The organism is Protofrankia sp. BMG5.30 (genome assembly GCF_001983005.1).
GTDB lineage: Bacteria > Actinomycetota > Actinomycetes > Frankiales > Frankiaceae > Protofrankia > Protofrankia coriariae.
The window spans coordinates 212,743-228,332 of sequence record NZ_MOME01000008.1 but is presented as its reverse complement, the minus strand read 5'-3'; the positions used below and the strand labels follow the sequence as shown (position 1 = coordinate 228,332).

Here is a 15,590-nt window from a genome sequence, read left to right as displayed (position 1 = left end):
GCCTCCCGTAGCAACCCTGTAGCAACCCGATAGGAACCGTGGCATGGCGTCCAGCGGGGACTGTTCACATCTGTTCGCCGCGTGGCATCTCGCGGCGTGGCATCACGAAGAGCGACAACCAGCTCAGCACCGACAGCACCAGCAGCGACACGGCGGGCAGGACGAGCAGGAAGCCAGACGAACGCAACCGGAACTCGACAAGTTGGATGACCAAGCTGCTGGCACCCTCGGGCAACTGCGAGACGGCTCGCGCCGACCGCAGCACATGCCCGATCCAACTCGCCAGCAGGGAGCCGCCGATCCCGCCCAGAGCCAGTCCCACGGGGACCGGCCAGCCGCTGTCACGGCCCCGCCAGAAGCCGAGGAGCCCCCCGATCAGACCGGCGACAACGCAGATCACGGCGAAGTACACGTCGACACCGGCCTGAGCATCGAAAACGATCTCACTGCCAGCCAGTACCGCCCGAACGTTCAGGCGCGGGGCCGTCAACGCCCACAACAGCCCGACAGGCAGGCCGAAGGCAGCCATGACGAGCGCGCACAGCAGGCCGGTGAAAAGCCCGGACCTGCCCACAGCCCAGAAACGACGCCGAGGCTCCTCGAGCATCGGCCAACCGTCCGCCACGACGCCATCGGGCTGGTCATGCTGGCCTGGCCGCGGTGAGCGGGGATGCCCGGCACCGGACTGCTGCGCCTCAGACTGCTGCGCCTCAGGGAGGCCCCGCAACTGCGCGTTGTGATGCGCGCCGTCAACGGTCCTGTCAGCGTTCGCGTAACTGTCATGCCAGGCTGTTGCTGATGGATAGCGACCGGATGGGCGTCGGCCCGCGCGGCTGAGAATCCACCGCAACGGCCTAACGCGGGGCGTTACCGGCACGTCGCAGCGCGATACTGGCCGCCAGCAGCGTGACGAACGCCACCAGCGCGCACACCAGCAGATCGACGGTGACCATGCCCCAGTTGACCGACGGCCGGAAGGCGCCGGCCAGCACATCCACCGCGTATGTGCTGGGTAGCAGGTCACGCAGCACGTCGATCCCGAGCGGCAACCGGTCCGCCGGGATGATCCCGAGGAACAGCACGACGCTCATACCGACCTGTCCGGCGACCGTCGCAAGTTCCTGGCGGGGAGCGAGCAGCCCGATGACCGCGCCGATTCCAGCGAGAGACGCACCGGCCATGACAGCCACCGGCAGCAGCAGCCACAGGCCCGACAGAGGCAGACCGTACAGCAGCGAGCCCACCACAGCCGTAATAATCATCCCTGGTACCGCGAACGACGCGTAGGAAGCGGCCGTGCCAAGCACCACGGCGCTGCCCGGGACGGGCAGAGTCAGGTAGTAGTCCAGCGCCCCGGCCGCGCGCAGCGCCCCGAAGCGCTGCGCGAGAAGGTTCAGCGCGACGAAGGCCACCACCAGCACGGTCGAGCCCGCCACCACCTGCTCGCTGGTCGTCTCGTTGCCAACATCGACCACTCCGCGTAGCAGCAGCATGATCCCGAGCGACTGGAACGCGGCGACGAACAGCAGAGGCACTCGGGCCACCCGGGCCCGGGCGAGCTGGCCGACGTAGACGGCGCCGAGCGCGGCCCCGAAGGGGGTGCTCGGCGGCAGCGGCACGGGCGTGTCAGCCGCCGCCACGGCCCGGGAAAAGCCGCCGACGGACCGGTCGAGGGTATCGGCCGTCCGTTCGACGATCGAGACGGTCTCGGTGGGCGGGCCGGCCGCCTCGACGGCCCGGCCGGCGATCTGCCCGGCCGCGTCGTAAGCTGCGGCGGCGGTCACAGGATAACCGTGCTCATGTGCGCTCCAGGGTGCGGGATGCTCCGCCAAGGGCGAGATAGACGTCCTCCAGGGACGGCGTGGCCAGCGTGAAGTCGTCGAGGGCGGCGAAGGCGGGGCCGCTGGTCAGCCGCGCGAGCGCGTCTCGGGCGGCGGCCGCGTCCATGCGCGTGGTCCAGCGACGGCCACTGATCTCGGCCTGCCGGGCGAGACGGGCGATCGTCGGGTCGTGGGCGGGCGGATCGCAGCGCCAGACAAGGTCCAGCCGAACGTCGTTGCTCACCGACGCCTTGAGCCGTCCGGGGGTGTCACAGGCGATCACCCGACCAGCGTCGAGGACCGCGACCCGGTCGAGCACCGTCTCCGCCTCCAGGACGTTGTGGGTGACCAGCACCACGGTGACGCCCGCGGCGGCCCGGCGGCGTTCGAGCGCCGACCACACCGCGCGTCGGGCGGTCGGGTCCAGGCCGGTGGTCGGCTCGTCCAGGACGAGCACCATACGGTCGCCGACCAGGGTGCAGGCGACGGAGGCGAGCCTGCGCTGACCGCCGGAAAGTTGCCGCATCGGCCGGGCCACGACCGGGGCGAGGCCGAGTTCGTCGACGACGGCGTCACGGGCCGCCCGCGCCGCGCCACGACCGAGGCCACGCAGTCGCGCGGTGGTCTCCACCGCGCGACCCACCGGCAGATCCTCCAGGGCCATGTCGTGCTGGCCGAGATAGGCCGCCAGCCGCGGCGGGATGTCGGGACGGGCGACGACGTCCCACCCGAACATCGTGATGGACCCGGCGTCCGGCCGGATCAGCCCCATGAGCTGACGCAGCAGCGTGGTCTTACCAGCGCCATTCGGCCCGAGGACACCGAAGACCTCGCCGCGTCCGACATCAAGATCGATGTTGGAGGTGGCGAGTACGGCATGCTCACCCGCGCCGTGCCGGCGGGTGAGCCCACGCACGACGTAGCTCAGCACGCGGCCCATTGTCGCAGCCCGCGGGCGTGGAGTCGGCCTGAGGGCTGGTGAGGGCCACCTCCTCGGCCGGATATTCACCAGCCGGCCGTCACCCGGGCCACCGCTTCGGTACCCGGGCCGCTGCCCGCGGCCAGCGCCTGGTTCGCTGCGCGTGTCAGTCCCTGGGCTCACTTCAGGACCGTTACCCGGGTCACTTCAGGGCCGGTTTCCGGATCGTTTCAGATCCGTGACCGGCCGGGGTGAGGGGAACGCGCCGCGCGGTCTGCCGGCCGGGCCCACTTCAGGTCGGTAACCGGGCCCACCCGGCAGCCATGYCCGCTTCAGCGACCGGACCTGCTTCAGTGACCAGGCCTGCTCAGCGACCGGACCTGCTCAGCGACCGGACCTGCGGTGACGGGCCCGCACCGAGCCGAGTATCCACAGCGCCTCGACCCCGTCCCGCCAGGTCAGCTTCTTGCCCTGCGCCCGGGTGCGGGCCTTGTAGCTGATCGGTACCTCGAACGGCCGGATGCCGCGGGAAAGCAGCTTCGCGGTCACCTCGGCCTCCATGCCGAAGCCGGCGGAGCGGACGTCCAGCTCGCGGTACAGGCTGACCGGCAGCAGCTTGAAGCAGGTCTCCAGATCGCTGATGTAGCTGTTGAAAAGAACGTTCGCGGCCAGCGTCACCAGCTTGTTGCCCACCACGTACCAGAACGAGAACGCGGTGTTGCCGCTGAACGTCCGTGAGCCGAAGACGACGTCGGCCTCGCCGGCGAGGACCGGTTCCAGCAGCGCCGGGATCTCCTCGGGAGCGTATTCCAGATCGGCGTCGCAGATGACGAGGTAGTCACCGCTGGCACGATCGCTCGCGGTCCGCACGGCGGCACCCTTGCCCCGGTTCACCGACTGGTGCACGACGACCAGCCGGGGGTCGTCGAGGGAGTCGAGGATGGAACGGGTTCCGTCCAGGCYGCCGTCGTTGACCACGACGAGTTCGATCTCACAGCGGTAGCCGACCTCGAGCACCCGCTTGACGGCAGCCRCAAGCGTGGCCTCTTCGTTGAAAACCGGCATCAGGATGGAAAGCTTCACATCGACGCACATTACGAGATGATCACCCGCTGGCCGTTGACGACCACCGTCGGATGGCGCCAGGCAGCGGGTTCGACGAGCGGATCCATGGGCAGCCCCACGACGGCGGCGTGCCCGCCCACCTCGACACGCCCGGACGGCCGGCGGCCGTCGAGCCCGGCCGCCCGGGCCGCCACGGACGTTGCGGCGCGCAGCGCGCCGAGGCGGCCGAGCCCGRCATAGGCGAGCCGGTCGAGCTCCCGCGGGTCGACCCCGGGCGGCCGGCTGCCCGTGCCCCCCGCGTCGGTGCCGTAGACCAGGGTGACCCCGGCCCGGTGGAGCAACGCCGCGTTACGCCCGGGCGCCGGGCCGAACCCGGCATGGCACTGCAACGTCGAGACCACCGGCACGCCCGCGGCGGCGATCCGCTCGATCGTCCGTGGCGGCAGGGGCTCCACCGGGACGTGGGCGAGTTCGTCCACGCCCGCCCGCAGCGCCATCTCGACGGCGTCGACGCTCAGCGCGTGCGCTGTTACCGGAAGACCTGCCGCWTGGGCGGCCTCGACCATGACCGCGAGCTCGGCCGGAGGCAACGGCGGCCAGTTCGGACGCTTCCCACGCCCGGTATCCGCGCTGGTCGCGGCGTCCCCGACATATACCTTGATCAGATCGACGCCGTCCGCGACGAGCCCGGCGACGAGCCCGCGGGCCGCGGCCGGGCTTTCGACGACGACCACCGCGTCGCCGCGGCGGGCATGCCAGCTCTGCGCCTTTCGCCCCGCTCCCTGCCGGCCCACCTCCTGCTGGCCCGCTCCCTGCCAGTTCAACCCGCGCCAGTTCAGCCCGTTCAGCCCGTGCCAGCCCAGTCCATGCTGACCCAAACCGTGCCAATCTGGTCCGTGACGGCGCGGCCCGTAATAATCCGAGACGTGCCGGCCCGGCGGATACTGGTCTGACAGGTGCTGATCTGACAGGTGCTGGTCTGTCGCGTCGCGGTTCCATCCGTGACGGCCTGGCAGGTGGCGGCCCAGCGTGTGGCGGCTCGTCGCGATCCGGCCAGCGGTGCCGCGACGGGCGGATCGCGACGAGTTGGGGGACCGGGYATCCAGCCGGTCGGCCGCGGCACCCTGGGCAGGGCCGACGGACTCCCCGAAGCGGTCCGCACGATCCGGACGCGGCCTTTGCCTCGGCGTGCCCACCACCCGGGGGCCTGTGCCGGCAACCATGATCGGCGCGGCGAACCGCCAGTGGGTGAGCCGCTCGATCGACGAACCGAGGTCACGCACGGCCACGACACCGGAACGCAGTTCGTCGTACCCGGGCGTGGCGGTGGCCGGCAGGTGCACGTGGGCGTCGACGACACCCGGTCCGATCCAGGCACAGTCGATCATGCGTAGGCCGTCCGGCAGCGCCACCTGGTCACGCGGCCCGACAGCGGCCACCCGGCCGTCCACACCGACCACCACGACACCGTCGAAGGTGGTGTCGGCGACGCCGTTCCAGATCAGGCCCCGCAGGCCCACGCCCCGCCCGACCTCGTAACGGACTGGCGCTCGTCCCACCGTCAGGGCACGCGCCGCCCGCAACGGCACCACGGCCAGTACGGACAGGCACCCCGACGGCGTGTCGCCGCGCCTCACCGTGCCCTCGGCGGCGGCACCCGCGGCGGCGACCGGCGGAGATCAGACCGGCGGAGATCAGAATCTCGGAGATCAGACCGCACTGCTCATCCACACCACGATGTCGAGGATGCGCAGCGGTGTCAGCGGCGGCCCGTTACGGGGGACGAGCGCGGACAGCCGGTGGAACTCGTCGGCGTTCTCCTTCAGGTCGTACTGCATGGCGCGAACCAGCAGCTGCATGTACTCACGCCAGGAACGCCCGTCCCGGGGAGACGGCGGGATGCAGCGCTCGTGCTGGTAGAAGATCCTGACCTTGGAGTCGAACAGCGGCACCAGCGCCGGTCGCTTGYGGTGCAGCACCTTTGCGATCAACGACCCCTTGACGTCGCGGTCGGAGACATCCGGATCGTCCAGGGGGTCGTACAGGGCCGCGACAAGATCAAGGGTGATCTCGTCGGCCTCGATCAGTTCGATGCCGGGTGGGAGCTTGTCGAGCCCGCGCTGCAGCAACGGCGTCAGCGCCGTCAACGTGTGCATCCGGTCGACGTCCACCTGGACGCCGAGCAGGCAGGGCGCGAGCAGATCGCCGGTGCACAGCAGGTCGGAGTCACCGTTGGTGGTGAGCCCGTCATAGTACGGATAGGCGTAACGCAGGCCACGCTTACGTGGCCCGAGGTACTCCTCAAGCAGGCTCTCCGCGTCGAAGACCTCCCGGGTGCCCATCGCCAGCCTCACCGCAGGGGCTCCTCACAGTTGTCTCGGAGTTTCACAGTGTCTCGAAGTCTCACAGCCATCCCGAAATCGTCGTCGCGTCCCGAAATCGTCGTCGACGGTCACGCCATCTCATCACGTGACGACGAGCAGYGGCGATCACGAGCTGTGACGACTTTCACATCACCGGCCGCCAGCCCCGTCGCCWGCGCCCATCCTCCTCCGCAGTCACCGCGATTCGGAAGCGACCCACCCGCACGGACCACCAGGACATACATTCGTTACCGTGAGGAGCACACCCCAGGGCTGATCGCAGGCGGCGGCGCGGTCRCTGACACACGCCCGTTACGGTGCCGACCAGATCCCGGACGGTTGGATCCCGCGCTGTCCGCACACATAGCCATGGGAAGACGAGAGCGGCACCGCCGTCGGCACCCGTGCCCAGCTCTGACCGGATGCTCCGAAAACCGGGAGGCTCCGGAAGCACCGACGGACAGCCGGCATCGATCATGCCGGGGGTGGCCCGTCCCGGTCAGTGGCTGCCGACRCTGGCTTCCGCCTCCCATTTCTTCCACGCGGTGTCCCAGTGCTCGGCCGCACCCGCCTGGGCGGGGACGTTCACGGCCGGCCGGTCACCGGGCTGCTGTTCGGACTGCTGTCCGAACAGCTGTCCGAGCGCGGTGATCCGGCGGACCTCCTGACCGCTCTCCTCGTGCTCCGCCCGGTCGCGCGCGTGGATCCTGACCAGCTCGTGCAGCCGGAACCACACGTCACCGGCTGGCCCGGTGCCGGCGATGTCGAGCATCTGGGCGTCGATCAGACGGTCGAGGATTCCTTCGGCCGTCTGCCGATCGGTCCCCAGCACCTGTTCGACGACCCGGCTGGAGAAGACCGAGCAGCCGAGCAACCCCAGCCGGCGCAGCAACTGCCGCGCCTGCGGATCGATCCGCTGGTAGGACAGGTCGAAGCTGCCGCGGACCTCCAGGGCGCCGTGGCGCAGCTCGGCTATCCGGCGCCGCTCGTCGACCAGCCTGGACACCAGGCCGGAAATCTTCCAGTGGGGATGCGCCACCAGCCTGGCCGCGGCAACGCGAACAGCCAGCGGCAGGTAGCCGCACAGGCGTACCAGCTCACGGGCGGCCACGGGGTCGGCCAGCGCCCGGTCGTCGCCGACGATGCGGGCCAGCATCCGGATCGCGCTCCCGACCTCGAGCACGTTCAGGTGCAGTCGGGTGCAGGGAAGCGCGGCCAGCCGCGCCCGGCTGGTGATCAGTACCCCACAGCTGCCCGACCCCGGCAGCAGCGGCTCGATCTGGCTCTCGTCGGCGGCACCGTCGAGTACCACCAGGACCCGTCGGTCGGCAAGCAGACTGCGGTACAGCTCCGCGCGTGCGTCGAGGCCAAGCGGAATCTCGCTGTCCGCGACGCCCAGCGCGCGCAGGAACCGGGCGAGYGCGTCGCTGGGATCGACCGGACTGCGCTGTTGACCATGCAGGTCCACGTAGAGCTGACCGTCGTCGAAGTGCTCTCGTAACCGGTGCGCGACGTGGACCGCCAGGACCGTCTTGCCCAGCCCGCCCATGCCGAGCACCGCCGCGACGGGCATCGACGGAGGGGAGCCGGCGGCGGTCAGCCGCTGGCACAGCAGCTCCGCCTCCTCGTCCCGGCCCGTGAGGTCTCCGACGGCGGCGGGCAGCAGGCACGGCGGCCGTGGTGGCTGCGCGGCCTGCGGGTCGTCGCCCTCCGGCGGCTCCACCGCGTCCGGCCGTGACCCGGCCGGTGCGGCCGGCCCGGCTGGCGCGGCCGGCCCGACCGGCCCGGCTGGTGCGGCGGCCTCGAGAGTGCCCCGCAGGATCGCCTCGTGCAGCCGCCGTAGCCGTGCGCCGGGTTCGACCCCGAGTTCGTCGGCGATCCGCCGGCGTACCCGCGCGTAGCACTCCAGCGCCTCGGCGCCACGGCCGGCGTGCCAGAGCGCCCGGATGAGCTGGCAGCTCAGCGGCTCGAACAGTTCGTTCTCGGCAAGTGCCTCCTGCAGCTCGTCGATCACCCGGTCGGCGCGGCCCAGCCCTATCTCAAGATCGGCCCGCTCCGCGAGCACGCCAAGCCGCTGMGGGACCAGCCTTTCCCGGACCCGCGCGACCCAGTCCCCCGGCAGGCCGGCCAGGGGTTCTCCCCGCCACAGGTCCGCGGCCTGTCTGAGCAGGTGGCACGCCTGCTCCGGGTTGTTGTCGGCCACCGCCCGGGCCCGCTCCGCCAGACAACGGTGCCGATTCAGATCGAGCAGGGTGGGGTCGGCGTCGAGCAGATAGCCGCCCCGCTGCCGGACCAGCTCGACCTTCCCCCCCTCCACCTGGCGGGTACACACGAGTATCCGCCGCAAACGCGTGACATACGTGTACAGCGCATTTCGCACCTCGGCCGGAGGTGAGCCTCCCCACACCCGGTCGATGAGAAGATCCTGAGGCACCGGTCGCCCAAGATCCGCCAGCAGGACGGCAAGCACCGTTCGCTGCTTCGCCGACCCAAGATCTACATGAATACCAGCCACTCGTAGCTCGAGTGGGCCCAACATAAGAAGTTCAACCACTCCATGCCCCCCATGGCCCTGACATTCCCCTGAGGAGCATTAAATACTGATAAATAGTTGACAGTAAAGACTGTCCAGCACTTGACACGGGTCGGTCGCTACGGATCCATACGTACGGGTATGGCGGTGCGGCCGGTGCGGTGAATGCCGGCCGGCCTACTTCGGAGCGCGGCAGCCGCCATCCCGACCCCACAGCAACGTCATCCCCATGCCCGATCCCCTGTGCCCGCCGGCCCTGCGGAGAGGCACGGCCGGGCGGGGTCGGGCCGGGAGGCGGACGGCACCGCGGCGGGCCCTGGGGCACCGCCCGGCGGGCCCCACTCCGGGACGCACCTCCTCCTCGCGCCTGGCGGCGGCTCTGGGGGACGGCTACTGCCGGGCGGGACCCGCCGCCACCACGGGACGCGGTTGATCATTTATGGTGACAGGCTCGTACCAGCTGGTTGTCCCCCATAGCCGACAACGACCGTTCTCCGCACCTGATACCGCTTCCCCCGGCCAGGCGGTTGCCATCCGTCGTCATCCGCCCGTTGTCATCCGCGTTCAGCGATGCGCCTCCGAGCCAGCGGATCTTTCTCCGTGCCGGGCGACGGTCGCGCGGGCCGCGGTGGCGGCCGCGCGGGCCGGAGCCCGGCACGGACGCGCTCACACCTTCGGCCGGGACCACCGCAGGTTCATGCCGAGTTCCTTGAGCAGGTCGAGCTCGAGGTCGATCGCCCAGCGTTCGATGATCAGGCCGTTCTTGAGCCGGAACACCACGACACCGCCGAAGCTCACGCTCCGGCCGGTGGGAGGAATTCCGAGCACCTCACCGGTGTGGGTACCCGCCCAGGTGTTGTGCGCCGCCACCTTGTCCCCGTGGGCACTCATGTCCTCGACCGTCACGTGCAGGTCCGGAAACGCGGTGCGCAGCCCGCCGATCGAATGCTTGACCCCGGCCCGGCCCGCCGGCGCGCCCGGGAAAGGGGCATGGTCGAGATAGTCTTCCGCATATATCTCGTCGACCACGTCGAAGTCGCCCTTGCTGGCGATTTCGTCGAACACCCGACGGATGATTACCTTGTTCTCCTCGCGCGACATCTCTCGCTCCTTTTCGTCCTGTGCCGGTCGCCCCCGCGCCGGCCCGTGTCGTTTTGTCCCGGTCGGCGGCATGTACACCGGCAGACACCCCCGCCGGTGGCGTTCCGCGGTCTCCCCGTTCCACCCCGTGTCATTTTGTTCCTGTTTTGCGTTGTTTTGTTTCTTCGATGGRCCGGGCGCTGGACGGGGGCATTCCCGTCGGTCACGTTCCGCGCCGRCCCGGCACGGGCCCCGGCCGGCCGGAAATCGTCGGGCACCGTGACACACACGGCCGCGTGGCACGCCTCAGCCGAACGTCCCGGCAAGGCCGACCGTCCCGGCAGGGAGGCACGACTCAGCCGGCCGCCGCGGCGAAGAAGGGCACCGGTCGCGGACGTTCCAGCACTGACGCGCCGGTGAGCATCTCGGCGGTCTGGACGCCCGAACTGATCACTGACAGGACGCCTCCCCCGGGCTGCGTCCAGTGCCCGGAAAGATACAGTCCCTCGACGGGGGTCCGGTGCGGCAGCCGGTCGGTGGTGGTCTGGTCGGGTGCGTGTTCCCAGCCGTAGATGGCGCCGCGCAGGTTCAGGGTGTAGCGCTCCATCGTCCGCGGCGTGYCGCCTTCGGCCAGCACCGCCCTGCCCCCGATGCCCGGGATCAGTTCCCCGAGCTTGTCCATGATCAGACGCTCGTATCGCGGCTTGCTGTGGCGCCACGATGCCACCGCGTCATATGGAAGCAGTGCCACAGCGGTGACCAGATGCATTCCGTCCCGAGACAGCGACGGATCGCTCAGCGTCGGGACGCTCACCGTCAGTGCGGGTACCGCACCCGTGAGCATCCCCGCATAGGTGGCGTCGTGCTCCCATCCGTCGAAGACGAAGGTCTCGTGCGCCATGCCCTCCCCGCCGAGATCCATGTCGGTGGCCAGGTACAGCACCGCCGCCGACAGGGAACAGCGCATCGAGCGCAGCAGCGCGAGATAGCCTCCGTCGACGTTCTCGGTACCGACGAGTTCCTCGCAGGTCTGCAACGGATCGGCATTGGAGACGACGGCCTTCGCGGTGACCCGCTGGCCGTTGTCGAGCACGACCCCGGTCACCCTGCCCCGCTCGACGAGAATCCGCCGCGCGGTCGTGCGCACCATCACCTCCCCACCATTGCCGGTCACGCTGGCACCGAACGCGTCCACCAGCCGTTGAAAGCTGCCCGCGCAGTAGTACGCGCCGAACTCCAGGTATGTCGTGAGCATGAGTGACCACACGTCGAAGGCCAGGACCGACGGCGGTACCCCCAGATACGGCCACAGCGCCGTCAGTGCCGTTTTAAGCCGTGCGTCGCGCAGGTGCTCGTCGAGCACGTCGGAAACGGTTGCCTGACGGTACCGGTGCAGCAACGGAAAATCACTGTCGTGTAGTTCGGCGGTCGGCAGGTCGGCGGGCAGTCGCTGCACCTCGCGGGTGAGCAGCGTCGACAGGCGCTGCATCCGGCGCAGCCCCGTCCGCTCCGCGGGAAAACGCGCCACGTGCGCGTCCAGGAAATCGGGGCCGGCTGGGACGTCGAGCTGGAAACCGGGAAGGACCACCCGGTAGAAGGGATCCAGCCGGTGGAACTCAAGGCGGTCGGCAACACCCAGCAGATCCAGCAGCACCGGCATGATTCCCGGATTTCCCACGGTGACCGGCGGGCCGCCCGCGACCAGGTGCACCGCGGAGTCGAAACGGTGTCGACGGCGGGTGAACGCATGCGCGTAACCACCGATCCGGTCATGGCGTTCGACCACCAGCACCCGGCGGCCCCAGCGGGCGAGCAGCGCGGCGGCGGTCAGGCCGCCGAGCCCGCTACCGATCACGACGACGTCGTAGGAGTCGCGCTCGGCATCCTGGCGGACGCTCATCGTGGCTCGGCCTGTCCGTTCACACCCGTGGCTGCCAGCCCGACGGCTGACAGGTCCGTGGCTGACAGATCGGCGCCCGGCCGGTCGCCCCCTGGCCAGGGGGCGCTCCAGGTGAGCGAGAGCCCGGCGTACAGCCACCTGCTGGTCTCGATCGCCAGCAGCAGCACCTGGTCGCCGGGCCGGATCCGCCCGGAAGTCCAGGCGTCATCCAGCGCCAGGGGCACGGCGGCGGAGCCGGTCGCCCCGACGTCGGTCAGGTTCTCCACGATCCTGCCCGCGAGCAGCTTGCAGTCCTCGGCGGACAGCCCCGCGGCTTCGAGCTCGCCGTTGAAGTAGCCGGCGTTGCCCTCGGGCACGACGCACGCGTCGACCTCCCGCAGGCTCAGACCGCTGCGGCGCAGCAGCTCGTCCAGGGCGGTGACGAACACACGCGGCCCGAAGCTGGCCGACTCGACCACGTCGAGGCGCAGGTCGACCGGACGCCGGCCGCGCATCTGCTCGGCCACGGGAGCGTGGGTACCACCGCCGATGATCTGCATGCCGGGCTTGCGGTCCCCGCCCATGCAGGCGTTGACGCTGGCATGGAAGCTCGCCGGCTCCCCCGGCCCGGCGGGCTCGGCGCGCAGCACCATCGCCCCCGCCCCGTCACCGAAGTTGTAGATGGCGATCCGGTCCCGCAGCCGGACGGCGTCCGGGCGGCGGCCCAGGAAGATCGGGGCGAGCACCGGTGACGTCGCCTCGCTGCCGATGACCACCGCGGTCCGCGCGGAGCCGTCGGCCAGCTGACGGCGGGCGATGTCGAGCGCGTGCATCGCCCCCGCGCACCCGGACCGGACCTCCACGACCGCGCACCGGGCCAGGCCGAGACGTTCCTGCACGAAGGTGACCGCCGCGGGCAGCGGGTACTCCGGGGAGGACGTCGACATCACCAGCAGGTCGACGTCACCGGGCTCGAGCCCGGCGCGGTCGAGCGCCTGCCGGGCCGCGGCCGTGGCCATCTCGCTGTTGTTCACCAGGTGCTCGCCGGTGCCCGGATCGATCATCCAGTGGCGGCGGCGCACCTGGAGACCGTCGAGCACGTCGTCCGGCAACGGGCCGCACAACCGCTCCAGGTCGTCGTTGGACAGCGGTTCGCCGGGCAGGTAGCCGCCGGTGCTCACAATCCGGACATGGTGGCTGGTCATCACCGCTCCTTCCGGGAGCCCGCGGCGCCCGCGGCATCGAAAACATGATCGTTGACTTCCGGGCCGGCGTGATCGCCGTGCCCCGGGCCAGCCAGGACGAGGCTGACGTGCGTGCCGCCGAGGGAGGAGCTGTTCACCAGGACGGGGCCGGCGGCCCCGCCGGCCTCCCACCCCGCCACGGCGAGGACCGCCGACAGGTGCGCGCCCGCCCCGACCGGCTCGCCCAGGCTGCGCTTGGGCGTCTCGACGCGGGGCCCGGCCGGGCCGAACACCCGGCCGAGAGCGGCCCGCTCCGGCCGGTCGACAGCCCGGATCCCGGCGGCGTTGGCCCAGACCGCGGACAGGGCGCCCGGCTCGACACCGGCCGCCGCCAGCGCGGTGCGCACCGCCTGCTCGACACCGCGGCCACGGGCGTCCCAGCGGCCCACGCCCCGGGCGTCCGAGGCGATACCGTGCCCGGAGACCACCGCGCGGATCCGGGCGCTGCGTGCCCGGGCCACCGACAGCCGCTCCAGCACCAGCGCGAAACCGGCCTCCGCCAGCGTGTACGCACCGCCGGCGCCGGCGAACAGAGGGGTCCGGCGGTACGCGTTCACCACGGCCGGCGGCAGCACGTCGACGGCGGGGCAGACGATCGCGTCCGCCGCACCGGCGCGCAGCAGGTCGGCGGCGACGCACAGGGCGGCCGCGCCGGCCGCGTGCATGGCGGTCACCGTCGAGGTGACCCCGGTCAGCCCCAGCAGCATCGCCACCTGGCCGGCCGCGGCGTTGTACACGGTGTTGGGGAACACCGCGGGGTTCGCCGCCGCCGGGCCCTCGGTCAGCAGCGGCGTGGTGAAACGCTCCATGCTCTCCATCGGCCCCAGGCCGGTGCCCAGGATGACGCCGATCYCGGTCGCGGGCCGCGCGACGTCGGCGAGCCCGGCATCGGCGAGGGCGTCCTGGCAGGACGCGACGGCCAGCAGCCCGAGCCGGTCCAGCCGCCGCCGCTGGCGCGCGGGCAGGTAGGCCGCCGGGTCGAACTCGACGTGGCCGACACCGATGTGGCCGGCAGCCTGGCTGGCATCCGCGCCGCTGGCGCTCCCGGCGGCCTGGTAGGCCTCCCACAGCTCGGCCACGCTCGTGCCGGCGGGCGTCAGCGCGGCCAGCCCGGTGATCACAACCGGTTCCCGCTCCTGCCCCCGCTGCCGGTCCCGGTCCTGGCCGGCCGGCGCGGCGGTCCGCCGGCCAGGACGGCCGAAGACGACCGAGGCGTTGGCGCCGGCGAACGCGAAGTTGTTGGACACCGCGACGTCCATGGCCAGCGGTCGGGCCTCGTTCGGCACGACGTCGAGCCCGCACTGGGGGTCGACGCCGGTGAACCCGGCGGTCGGCGGGGCGACCTGCTCGTCGAGGGCGAGGATCGTGACAATGCTCTCGACCGCCCCCGCAGCTCCGAGCAGGTGGCCCACCATCGACTTGGTGCTGCTGAGCGCGACCGTCCCGGCCGCCTCCCCGAGGGCCGCGCGGATCGCGTTGCTCTCGGCCGGGTCGTTCTTGGGTGTGCCGGTGCCGTGGCCGTTGACGTACCCGACCTCGTCGGCGGCGACGCCCGCGCGGGAGAGCGCGGCGGTGATCGCCCGGGCGGCGCCCGCCCCCTGCGGATGCGGCGCGGTCGGGTGGTACCCGTCCGCCGAGAAGCCGTAGCCGAGGACCTCGGCGAACACGCGGGCACCGGCCGCCCGCGCGATGTCGGCGCGGACCAGGACGAGCATGCCGGCACCCTCGCCGAGGGACAGCCCGTCGCGGTCCTTCGAGTACGGCGCGGCCGGTCCCACCGCGAGCGACTCCAGGCTGTTGAAACCGGCGAAGACCACGTCGGAGAAGGCGTCGGTGCCGCCGACGAGGACGGCGTCCGCCTGGCCGGTGACGATCAGTTCGGTGGCGTGGGCGATCGCGTGCGCCCCGGAGGCGCACGCGGTGTTGACCGACAGCACCGGCCCGCGCAGGCCGAAGGCGGCGCCGAGCGCCTCGGCGATCGCCTGCGGGGAGACCACCAGGGTGTGCCGCCAGTCCGGTGTCCGGCCTTCGAGTTCGTCGCGCAGGGCCCGCTCGCCGCTGACCAGCCCGCCGTTGCAGCTACCGAGCACGACGCCCCACCGCCGCGCGGGCAGCAGCGTGCCCGGTGCGCCCGCAGCCCCGGCAGCGCCCCCGGCGCCAGCGGCGGTGCCGACACCGGTGACGCTGGTAGTACCGACGCCGGTAGTACCGACGCCGGTGGTGTCGACACCGATGCCACACGCGGCCATCGCCTCCTCGGCCGCGACGAGGGCGAAGTCCAGCGCTGGCTCTCTGCTGACCTCCAGTGGCCACGGGTGGGCGGGGATGGCCGGTTCCTGCACCTCCCCGCCGAGGGCGGTGCGGTAGCCGTCCATCGGCAGGTTCTTCACCGGACGGATCGCTACCTGGCCCGCCCGGACTCCCTCCCACAGTTTCGCCACGCCGACGCCCTGCGCCGTCACCGCTCCCAGACCGGTGACGACCACCCGATCGGCGTCACCGGCGGTCTGTGTCACCTCTGCCATGTCGGGCTCCTCTCCGTCGCTGTCGGAACGGCTGTTGGAACGGCTGTCGGAACGAAAATCGCTACTGGCACGAAGACCGATACCGGGATCGCCGTGCCGCGGAGCGCTGCCCGGACGAGGACCGCCGGGCGGCGCCGGCGGGGTCATGCCGCCCTGCCCAGG

The 15,590-nt window shown here is 71.3% G+C and carries 11 protein-coding genes; all 11 read right to left on the bottom strand.

The genetic code is table 11. The annotated features are described in order from the left end of the window. Window positions 1-64: 64 nt before the first annotated feature. Entirely contained in the window at window positions 65-607 is a 543-nt protein-coding gene (locus BL254_RS04560; RefSeq protein WP_139342175.1) for a hypothetical protein, read from the bottom strand. Window positions 608-854: 247 nt separating this feature from the next. After that, window positions 855-1,784 (bottom strand): ABC transporter permease, encoded by a 930-nt coding sequence (locus BL254_RS04555; RefSeq protein WP_235433319.1) that lies wholly within the window; start codon window positions 1,782-1,784, stop codon window positions 855-857. 13 nt (window positions 1,785-1,797) lie between these two features. After that, window positions 1,798-2,760: an ABC transporter ATP-binding protein gene (locus BL254_RS04550; RefSeq protein WP_047221934.1), complete on the bottom strand. Its 963-nt coding sequence runs from the start codon at window positions 2,758-2,760 to the stop codon at window positions 1,798-1,800. Window positions 2,761-3,123: 363 nt separating this feature from the next. Further along, window positions 3,124-3,834, bottom strand: coding sequence for a glycosyltransferase family 2 protein (locus BL254_RS04545; RefSeq protein WP_175648281.1), 711 nt, complete (start codon window positions 3,832-3,834; stop codon window positions 3,124-3,126). Further along, window positions 3,834-5,441, bottom strand: a complete 1,608-nt coding sequence (locus BL254_RS04540) for an amidohydrolase family protein (RefSeq protein WP_139342174.1) — start codon at window positions 5,439-5,441, stop codon at window positions 3,834-3,836. Before BL254_RS04540 ends, BL254_RS04545 begins: the two co-directional genes overlap by 1 nt. A 72-nt stretch (window positions 5,442-5,513) precedes the next feature. Then, complete coding sequence (locus BL254_RS04535) at window positions 5,514-6,158, bottom strand: DUF6308 family protein (RefSeq protein ID WP_076842598.1); 645 nt, start codon at window positions 6,156-6,158, stop codon at window positions 5,514-5,516. A 508-nt stretch (window positions 6,159-6,666) separates the two neighbouring features. Then, the gene (locus BL254_RS04530) at window positions 6,667-8,706 is read right to left on the bottom strand and encodes a BTAD domain-containing putative transcriptional regulator (RefSeq protein WP_083730833.1); all 2,040 of its coding nucleotides are present in this window, start codon (window positions 8,704-8,706) and stop codon (window positions 6,667-6,669) included. 660 nt (window positions 8,707-9,366) lie between these two features. Beyond that, the gene (locus BL254_RS04525; RefSeq protein ID WP_047221935.1) at window positions 9,367-9,801 is read right to left on the bottom strand and encodes an ester cyclase; all 435 of its coding nucleotides are present in this window, start codon (window positions 9,799-9,801) and stop codon (window positions 9,367-9,369) included. 334 nt (window positions 9,802-10,135) lie between these two features. After that, on the bottom strand, window positions 10,136-11,680 hold the full coding sequence (locus BL254_RS04520) for an NAD(P)/FAD-dependent oxidoreductase (protein WP_076842597.1): 1,545 nt from the start codon (window positions 11,678-11,680) through the stop codon (window positions 10,136-10,138). Beyond that, on the bottom strand, window positions 11,677-12,864 hold the full coding sequence (locus BL254_RS04515) for a 3-oxoacyl-ACP synthase III family protein (protein WP_047221937.1): 1,188 nt from the start codon (window positions 12,862-12,864) through the stop codon (window positions 11,677-11,679). The genes BL254_RS04520 and BL254_RS04515 overlap by 4 nt, the downstream gene beginning before the upstream one ends. Next, window positions 12,864-15,428: a beta-ketoacyl-[acyl-carrier-protein] synthase family protein gene (locus tag BL254_RS04510; protein ID WP_076842596.1), complete on the bottom strand. Its 2,565-nt coding sequence runs from the start codon at window positions 15,426-15,428 to the stop codon at window positions 12,864-12,866. Before BL254_RS04510 ends, BL254_RS04515 begins: the two co-directional genes overlap by 1 nt. Between the last annotated feature and the right edge of the window lie 162 nt (window positions 15,429-15,590).